General features: G+C 70.8%; 6 protein-coding genes. 2 read left to right on the forward strand and 4 right to left on the reverse strand.

What is annotated here, in order from left to right; genetic code table 11:
* Nucleotides 1–87: 87 nt before the first annotated feature.
* Nucleotides 88–1,434 (reverse strand): AarF/ABC1/UbiB kinase family protein, encoded by a 1,347-nt coding sequence (locus AB0O15_RS05575; protein WP_364314424.1) that lies wholly within the window; start codon nt 1,432–1,434, stop codon nt 88–90.
* A gap of 105 nt (nt 1,435–1,539) precedes the next feature.
* On the reverse strand, nt 1,540–2,826 hold the full coding sequence (locus tag AB0O15_RS05580) for a DUF1479 domain-containing protein (RefSeq protein WP_364314427.1): 1,287 nt from the start codon (nt 2,824–2,826) through the stop codon (nt 1,540–1,542).
* A gap of 94 nt (nt 2,827–2,920) precedes the next feature.
* Here AB0O15_RS05580 and AB0O15_RS05585 point away from each other — a divergent pair, with 94 nt between their 5' ends.
* Nucleotides 2,921–4,114, forward strand: a complete 1,194-nt coding sequence (locus AB0O15_RS05585) for an ROK family transcriptional regulator (RefSeq protein ID WP_364314429.1) — start codon at nt 2,921–2,923, stop codon at nt 4,112–4,114.
* Here the strand turns inward: AB0O15_RS05585 and AB0O15_RS05590 are convergent.
* A complete protein-coding gene (locus AB0O15_RS05590) occupies nt 4,029–5,024 on the reverse strand; it encodes a hypothetical protein (RefSeq protein ID WP_364314431.1) in 996 nt (331 codons plus the stop codon). The genes AB0O15_RS05585 and AB0O15_RS05590 overlap by 86 nt on opposite strands.
* Before the next feature lie 202 nt (nt 5,025–5,226).
* A complete protein-coding gene (locus tag AB0O15_RS05595) occupies nt 5,227–5,388 on the reverse strand; it encodes a DUF5679 domain-containing protein (RefSeq protein WP_015625326.1) in 162 nt (53 codons plus the stop codon).
* A gap of 462 nt (nt 5,389–5,850) precedes the next feature.
* On the opposite strand from AB0O15_RS05595, the gene AB0O15_RS05600 reads away from it, so the two are divergent.
* Complete coding sequence (locus tag AB0O15_RS05600; RefSeq protein WP_364314434.1) at nt 5,851–6,384, forward strand: M48 family metallopeptidase; 534 nt, start codon at nt 5,851–5,853, stop codon at nt 6,382–6,384.
* Nucleotides 6,385–6,511 lie beyond the last annotated feature (127 nt).

A 6,511-nucleotide genomic window follows, 5' to 3' on the forward strand; every position in this document is an offset into this window, starting at 1 on the left:
GTTGGGCTGCTCCACCCCGAATCCTGACCGCGCCGAGGACTCATCGCGTCAGTGGCTCGTTCTTCGGCGGGCGGATTTCCGCGGCGTTCAGGCGACCGGGGCGAAGCCGGGGAGCCACTTCTGCAGGATGGCCCGGTAGGGGGCCTTGGCCTCGAGTTGGGACAGGACGCCGATCGAGCCGATCGTGACCCGGTGGATCAGGAGGTAGGACGGCGGCAGGTTGAGTTTGCGGCTCAGCTGAAAGGCCGGCGACCGCGGGTTGGACAGGCGTTGCGCCTCGCCGCGCATCCAGGCGCGGGTGAAACGGAACTCGTCGACCGCGACCGGCTCGATCATCGGCCGGAGGAAGGTCAGCACCGCCTCGGCGTCGATGTCGTCGTCCGGTTTGATGAAACCCTCGTCGCGCAGCCCGTCCGCGACGCCCTGCGCGTCACCGGCCAGGGCCAGCCGGACCAGCCGCCCGATGGGTTCCGGATGGCCGCCGGGCAGCCGCGCCACCGCCCCGAAGTCGATCACGCCGAGCCGCCCGTCCGGCAGGATCCGGAAGTTGCCCGGGTGTGGATCAGCGTGCAGCAGCCCGCAGCGGCCCGGCGCCGAGAAGTGGAGCGTGGCCATCAACCGGCCCGCTTCGTCCCGTTCCTCCTCGGTGCCGTCGCTGATCACTTTCGCCAACGGCGTGCCATCGACCCACTCGGTGACGAGCACCCGCTCGGCATGGGCCAGAACCCGCGGTACATAGATGTCATCGTCGCCCGCGAACGCCTCGGCGAAGGTGGCCTGCGATTCCGCCTCCATCGCGTAGTCGAGCTCTTCGACGATCCGCGCACGCAGCTCGTTGACGAGTGGCTTGATGTCCATGCCAGGCTGGATGATCTTGAACATCCCGGCCAGCCGGGACAACTGCTTGAGGTCGGAGACCAGCGCCTCGGCCGCCCCCGGGTATTGGATCTTGACCGCTACCGGCACCGTCTTCGGCTTGGCGCCCTTCCGGCTGGGCGGCAACTTCCAGACCGCCCGGTGCACCTGCCCGATGCTCGCGGCGGCCGCGGGCGAGTCGTCGAACTCGGTGAACCTCTCTCGCCAGTCGGCCCCGAGCTGCTCGGCGAGCGCCTTGTGCACGTTCGCCACCGGCATCGGCGGCGCCGCCTCCTGAAGCTTTGTCAGTGCCTGCCGATAAGGCCCCGCCATCTCGTCGGGCATCGCGGCCTCGAGCACGGACAGCGCCTGCCCGAACTTCATCGCCCCGCCCTTGAGCTGCCCCAACACGCTGAACAGCTGCTCGGCCGTCCGCTGCTGAATGTCGGCCGAGATGACATCGGCCGCAGCACCCACTGCCCGCTTGCCCAGCCCCAGAGCAGTCCGCCCGGCAAACCCGAGCGGCAGAGCGGCCAGCCTGGCAGTACGGGCAGCCGCCCGCCGAGGTATATCGCTCATCCGATCATTGTTACCGACCAGCAGGGCATCGTCCGCCCGGTGCGCTCTATATGCCGTCTCCTAACCCAAAAGTCCGTTTCACCCAGTGCCGTTCGGGGCAACCGATCAGGCCAGGCCGAGGCCACGCCGCCCGGTCGGGTTGAGGTCGGCCTCCTGGAAGCGGTTGGCCCAGGTCTGCTCGTAGTGTTCGGCCGGGAAGTCGCTCGGGCTCTCACCCGAGGCGAAGGCCGCGCGGACGTTGGCGGCGTAGGTCTCGTTGCGCGGGCACCACGGCGCCGCGGGGATGTACATGACGTTGCCCCAGCCGCGCTGGGTCTCGACCGGAGCGACGCTGTGGATCATGTCGCAGTGCCACCAGACGGAGTCGCCGGCGCGGACGTCGGGGATGCCGGACAGGGCTTCCATCAGGAGCGGGTGCCACTTGTCGTTCGCCGGGAAGACCTGGTTGACGGTCACGCCGCACATGTCGTCGTCGGGGACGTCGCTCAGCAGCGGGCGCAGCATCAGGTAGGCCATCGCGCCCGGGATCGGCACCGTGTGCAGGACGCCCTGGTCATGGTCCATGTCGGACAGGGCGGTCCACCCCTGGAAGGTGCGGAACGCCGAGCACATGGTCGAGCCCGGGTACTGCGGGCCGGCGGTCCGGTGGGCGGCGTCCCACGGGTCGTACTGCTCGACGCTGCCGTCGAACAGGTGACGGAACGTCTTCTGATAGGCCTCGGTCATCCACAGGTCGAGCGTTCCCGGGTCGAGGTGAGTACCCAGGCCCTGGGAATCAGCCCCCTCGGGGCGCCGGCGGATGCGGTCGGGGTAGAGCGAGTCGCGCTCGGGGTCGAACCACCGCACACCCTCGGACTCGTGCTTCCACTGCGAGTTCAGGAACGCCTGGACGGTCGCCATCCGGTCGCTCTGCCGCGCCTGCATCTGGGCCGGCGACCAGTAGATCGGGTAGATCTCGGGTTTCGACCCGACGCTGCCGAAGAAGTCGTCGCCGGGGCCGCGGTAGTTCTCGAAGAACCGGTTGCTCTCGACGTAGTCGACGATGTCGCTGTCCCAGCCCAGCGCCTGCTCGCGCGCGAAGTGCCCGCGCACCACCAGGCAGCCACGCCGCCGCAGCAGCGCCACCTGGTCTGCCGTCACCGCGCCGGAGGCGATGTCGGCGTAGTCGATCACCGGCCAGACCGTTTCGCCGCGCTCCCGCGCCGCCCGGATGTCGTCGACCTCGGCCCGGACGCGCTCCTCGACCACCGCGAAGATCTCGTCGACCGTGCGGCCGGACGCGGCGATGCGCGCCCGCAGTGCCGTCTTGATCTCACGGATGGCGGCCTTCAGGTCGGCCGGTGTCTCTTCCCAATGAGGCAGGGCGGGCAGGGTCATGGTCGGCGCGGCCACGGCGGTCAACTCCTTCTGGTCAAGGCTCTTTACTTGAAAGGAGCATACGGGGTGGCGCACTTTCTAGGCAAGGGTCCTGTCTAGAATCTCCGGCATGGATCCGGTGCGGGCTCAGACCGACGAGAGCGTCCTGCGGGCCCTCACCCAGACCCGCCGGGTGACCAGGGCCGAGCTGGCCACCTCGATCGGCATCTCCAAGCCGACGGCGGGCGAGAGCGTGCGCCGGCTGACCGAGCGTGGCCTGGTGATCGACACCGGCGAGCGCACCGCGGGCGGCCGCGGCAAAGGTCGCGTCGGCTCCTACTACGCCCTGTCCCCGTCCGCCGGAACGGCCCTGGCCATCAGCATCGCGTCGGCCGGCGTGACGGCCGAGTGCCTTGATCCGTACGGCGACACGATCGCCCGCGCCGTCCGCGAGATCCCCCACCCGTCCCAGGTGTCGTCGACGCTCCAGGCCGCGGTTACCGAGGTGGTCACGGCTTCGGGCGTGATCTCGGTCGCCGGGGCAACCCCGGTGCCGCTGCCGGCCCCTCGGCGCCCCCGGCTGGCCGTGGTCAGCGCCGCCGACCCGGTCGACCGGGCGACCGGGCGGCTGGTCGAGCTGCCGGATTCGCCGTTCCTGGTCGGCGCGCTCGACCCGGTCGCGGTGCTGGCGCCCTTCGTCGACGGTCCGGTGATCGTCGACAACGACGTCAACTGGGCCGCCCGGGCCGAGCGTGGCCGGGCCGGCGCCGACTTCGCCTACCTCTTCCTGGGCGAGGGCCTGGGCTGCGCGATCGTCAACGACGGCGAGATCAGACGGGGTCGCGGCGGTCTGGCCGGCGAGATCGCCCATGTGATCACGACCGGGCCCGGCGGCCGGGCGGTGTGCTTCACCGAGGTCTTCGCCGACCTGGGCCTCCGCCGGCCGGGAACCGCCGCGATCGACGTGCCCCGGCTCCTGGCCGCCTGCGCCGGCCCGACGCCGGCCCGAGCCGCCCTGGCCGAGGCCGTCACCGGCGTCGTCGCCGCGGTGGTGGCGCTGACCGACCCGGCCCAGATCCTGATCGGCGGCGCCTGGGGCCCGGCCCTGATCGACCCGCTCCGCGCCGCGGTCGCCCAGACCCCGCGCCCGGTCCCGCTGACCCCGGCGACGGCCACCCCCGACCCACCCTTCGCAGGCGCCCGCGGCGAAGCCCTCACCCTCTTGCACGCGGCGATGGTCATCGCAGGAGTTGCCTCTCCTGAGAACACTGGCACGCCGGATGGGGCGACCAGGAGCGCCGGCGGTGGTGGCCCGGCCGGCTGATCTCGACCGCCGCGCCCAGGGACTCCGGCGTGCCGCCGTCCAGGAAGGTCAGGGCCTCGGCCGCCGCGTAGGCCGTCGCGGCCAGGATCACGGCCACCGTGGCCGGCTCGGAGGTCACCGTGGGGTCGGCCCACTCGGGGTCGCGGTCGTGGCGGTGCAGGTCGACGCAGCGCAGGCACGGGCCGCCCTGCGCGGGGACGAAGGGCCCGATCACCGCCACCCCCTCGCGGAGCCCCAGCTGCAGGTGGGGGCGCCGGCGCCGGGACAGCGACGCCGCGAGCAGGCCCACCGGCTCGCGGTAGCGGAGCTGGAGCTGGAGATCGATCGCTCTGTTGCGTACCCGGGTGGTGTTGATCTCTGGGGACGCACGAAGCAGGGCCGAAGCGACCGCCTCATCCCGCGACCGGCCGAGATCGGCCGCGCTCAGCGGGCCGCCGGGCAGCTCCGCGGCCGTCACCTCGCCGGGCAGGTCGGTCTCCACGTGGCCGATCCCGGCCGAGGCCAGCGCCACCGCCACCCCGGCGCCGAGGCGGCCCTCGCCGGTGACCCGCACCACGGCTCGCGCCCGCCGCCGCAGCACCGACGCGGGAGCGGGAACGCCGTGATGGGCCAGCGCCGCCGCCTCACCCGCGAAGCTCACGACGTCTCGTGGCAGCACCGGGACCAGCAGCCCGTTGTCGGCCAGCGTCTGCAGCAGCGCTCGCGTGGTGGCCGGCGCGAGCCCGAGGCGGCACGCGTGGTGGACGACGAGGCGATCGGTGCGGGTGCCGTCGACGAGGTCGAGCACGGCCGCCGGATCGACGCCGGGTAGCTCGATCACCACCGGCCGGGACGTGCCGAGCTGCAGGCCGTGGGGGCCGCGGCGGAGGCGAGGGACACCGGGGATCAGAACCGGACGCTGCGGGGGCATGAGTGACAGGGTGTCACTGAGCCGTTGCGGTCAGAGGAGTTATCCACAGGGCGATGGCCACCCTACGCACGGTTGTCCACAGCTGTGAGCAAGTTATCCACAGGGATGTGGCTACTTACTCAACGTGTGCGCGTGACCACAAGTTACGCCTCCAACGAGTGAGGGGCGGCCGAAGCCGCCCCTCGCCAGTCGGTTACCTGGATCAGGCCTTGGCCTTGCCCAGGATGCGGTTGACGGTCGTGCCGCAGACCGGGCACTTGCCCTTGGCCATGTTCATGCCCGTCTTCGAGACCTCCACGGTGCCCTGGAAGTCGCGCTTCTCCTTGCACTTCACGCAGTAGCCGTTGTACGTGTTGTCGGCCACGGTTCCTCCTCGTCATGTATGCCGGCCCGGCCGGCCCGGTGCCCGGCTCGCGGCGTGTCGCCGCGACCTGTGTTCGGCGCTGGACCGCTCCGCGACCACGGGATGCGGCCGCCTTTCCGCGGCGGACGATACCCAGGTCAGGCCGTTTCCATGTCAGCGCAACGTCGGCTGAGTTGCCGACAGCGAGAGTGTGCGTCGCGATCACGCCCTTTTTAGGCAGATATGCCGGGACACGCCGGGGAATACGCTCAGAAGCTCCCAAACGGGACGATGACCATGTCCGGTGATCCGATTTGTGGTGGGGTACGGCCTACCCTGTTGCGTTCTGGAAAAATCTTTTCGGTCACTCGGGTACGAAGCTCGTTTTTCCGGCGCGTGTCGTTCGCCGTACCCTTGCGGTGACATGGGTCTCACGGATTAGCGTCTTTACGTGAACCCGAATCTGGGCCCCGCGAGCCGGTGATGGCCCGGACACGCAAGCCTGTCGTCGAGGTGCGCCGAAGTCAGCGCAGGCGCCGGACCGTGTCCGCCTACCGCGACGGCGAGCGCGTCGTGGTGCTCATCCCCGACCGCTTCTCCCGCGCCGAGGAGACGGAGTGGGTCGAGCGGATGCTCGCCCGGCTGGCCGCCCGCGAGGAGCGCGTACAGCGTAGCGACGACGAGCTGACCGCCCGCGCCCGGCGTCTGACCGTCCGCTACCTGCCCGACCACGCCCGTCGCGTCGACCCGGCCAGCGTCCGCTGGGTCACCAACCAGAACGGCCGCTGGGGCAGCTGCACCCCCGACGACGGCACCATCCGCATCTCCCACCGCATCCAGGAGATGCCCGACTGGGTGCTCGACTACGTGCTCCTGCACGAGCTGTCCCACCTGGTCGTCCCCAGCCACTCGGCCCGCTTCTGGGACCTGGTCAACCGCTACCCGAAGGCCGAGCGCGCCCGCGGCTACCTCGAAGGCATCAGCGCCGCCACCGGTCTCGTCCTCGGCGACGAGTAGATCAAGATCCAGATCAAGGGCCAGATCCAGATCAAGGGCCGGTCGTAGCGGGGTGGGTGGTGCAGACCGCTGCTCCCGCCGAGGGTCGCTCCGCTCCACCTGCGTAAGTGGTCACCCTCGGGCCGCA

Origin of the sequence: Actinoplanes sp. NPDC089786, from assembly GCF_040684855.1 — a bacterium.
GTDB lineage: Bacteria > Actinomycetota > Actinomycetes > Mycobacteriales > Micromonosporaceae > Actinoplanes.

What these genes read in the sequence shown, in the direction of transcription:
- AB0O15_RS05575 (WP_364314424.1), bottom strand. Translation starts at nt 1,434, where the DNA reads ATGAGCGATATACCTCGGCGGGCGGCTGCCCGTACTGCCAGGCTGGCC.
- AB0O15_RS05585 (WP_364314429.1), top strand. Translation starts at nt 2,921, where the DNA reads ATGGATCCGGTGCGGGCTCAGACCGACGAGAGCGTCCTGCGGGCCCTC.
- AB0O15_RS05590 (WP_364314431.1), bottom strand. Translation starts at nt 5,024, where the DNA reads ATGCCCCCGCAGCGTCCGGTTCTGATCCCCGGTGTCCCTCGCCTCCGC.
- AB0O15_RS05600 (WP_364314434.1), top strand. Translation starts at nt 5,851, where the DNA reads ATGGCCCGGACACGCAAGCCTGTCGTCGAGGTGCGCCGAAGTCAGCGC.